This window comes from Pseudomonas sp. MF08831 (genome assembly GCF_059862645.1).
Genome location: NZ_JCBCUX010000039.1, coordinates 1 through 1737 on the forward strand (window position 1 = coordinate 1; position 1737 = coordinate 1737).

The following is a 1737-nucleotide window of genomic DNA, read 5'->3' on the forward strand; positions in this document are numbered from 1 at the left end:
TTGATACAGTTCAGTCCACGGTTGGCGGAAACACACTGGCTATCCAGACCAACGCCACGGCGATTCAAACCGTCGACGGCAAGGTCACGGCAAATTGGACCGTGCGGTTGCAGTACGAAGCCGCGACTGGCCTCTACAAATACGCCGGTATCGGGCTTGGGTTGGAGAACGGGCCCGGCGGTCTGCAGTCGCAGTTCATCATCGACGCCGACCGGTTCGCCCTCGGGCAGGCCGGCATCGTGCCCTTTGCGGTCCAGGGTGGGCAGACGTTCATTAAGTCGGCTTTCATTCAGGACGGCACGATCACCAACGCCAAGATCGGCAACTACATCCAGTCAAACAATTATGTGGCCGGTACCAGCGGCTGGAAGTTGTTCTTCGACGGGACGTTTGAAATAAATAGCTCTCTCGGTTCTGGCCAGGCTCGCCAAGTAATTAACAATCGAGGAGGCAAAGTGTTCGATGAGGTTGGCGGCAAGCGCTATCAGTGGGGAGATCTTTCCGCATGACTTATGGAGTAAGAATTTGGGGGGCTACAGGCGCCTTAGAGCTTGATGAAACATCCTTTAGCGTCAGGGTGATCTATTCGGGGCTGGTATCTCGGCCAACAGGTATCAGTTATGTGGACATTGCTGTTCCAGGGTGCGATCCGGCAACCTGCAGCGCCGTCTGTGTGCCTGTCGTACCTTACCCCGCTGATCCTAACTCCCAGAATCTTTATGCCATACAACAGGAGCCTCAAGTATTTAGCGGATATGTAAGGGTATGGATGGTTAATCGAAATATTCAAGCAAGTGCTAGTCCTGCTCCTGCTCTTGAAACCCAGCGGCTTCTGGTTATGAGGTACCGGTAATGACTTACGGTATGCAGTTCACTAATGACAAGGACACGGTAGTCTTAGATTCTGAGTACTCCAGGCTTGTGGTCTTACATAAAGGTGATTATGCCGGGCCGATAAACTTCCCTACGCCCATTACCTCCCAAGAGCCGCCTCTCGTATTTATCAGACCGAATAGTTCTTTTACTCTGAGCTACGCGAGAGTTAACGGTAGTGCAGGTAACTGGACTGGTTTTTCGTTTGTTGGCGGCGGTTCGGGCAAATATTTCGCAGCTGCCTTTCAATCAACACCTACTGCCACCTACGGTTTTCGACTTTGGGGCGCGAATGGAAAGCTTTTGTTCGATAGTGGAACGCCTTGCGCTCAGTTCACACGAACAATTTCAGCATGGACTTTTATCGGCTCAAGCCAAACGGGCCAAGGCACGACGCAGGTAAACTTTACCGCGCCGTCTCCGTTGAATGGCGGTGATTATATGATGATTAATAATATTGGCATGGATGTAAGCGCAGCCAATACACGCTCGGCGAAGCTGTATTGCACTTGGGATTACACTAACAATAGGGTTGTGGTTTTTACTGTAGGTGTGACAAATGTTACGTCGCTTTTCGTACCTGTAGTATTCGCAAAACCCATAACCTGAATTAGTGCCAACCACCTATGCCGCCTTGAGCGGTTTTTTATTGTCTGGAGAAAGCTATGTCGCGGCAAGAAATCAATCTGGGCACGGCCCCAACAGGCGCTGGAGGCGATACAACACGCAGTACTGGTGTTAAGATTAACGCTATGACGACTGAGCTTTATGGGAAAACCGACAACCTTAGGTCTGCCGCATATGCTGCAATCACTGGCACAGTATCGCAGTCAGGCGGGTTGCCGACTGGCGCTCTGATGGAGT

3 protein-coding genes are annotated in these 1737 nt (G+C 51.4%); all 3 read left to right on the plus strand.

Annotated features, from left to right (window positions below; translation table 11 throughout):
• Nucleotides 1-509, plus strand: a 509-nt coding sequence (locus AC19YS_RS31995; RefSeq protein ID WP_500603538.1) for a phage tail tip fiber protein, incomplete at its 5' end; no start/stop codon positions are given.
• A gap of 343 nt (nt 510-852) precedes the next feature.
• A complete protein-coding gene (locus AC19YS_RS32000; protein WP_500603539.1) occupies nt 853-1482 on the plus strand; it encodes a hypothetical protein in 630 nt (209 codons plus the stop codon).
• A 56-nt stretch (nt 1483-1538) separates the two neighbouring features.
• On the plus strand, nt 1539-1737 hold a 199-nt coding region (locus AC19YS_RS32005; protein ID WP_500603540.1), incomplete at its 3' end, for a hypothetical protein.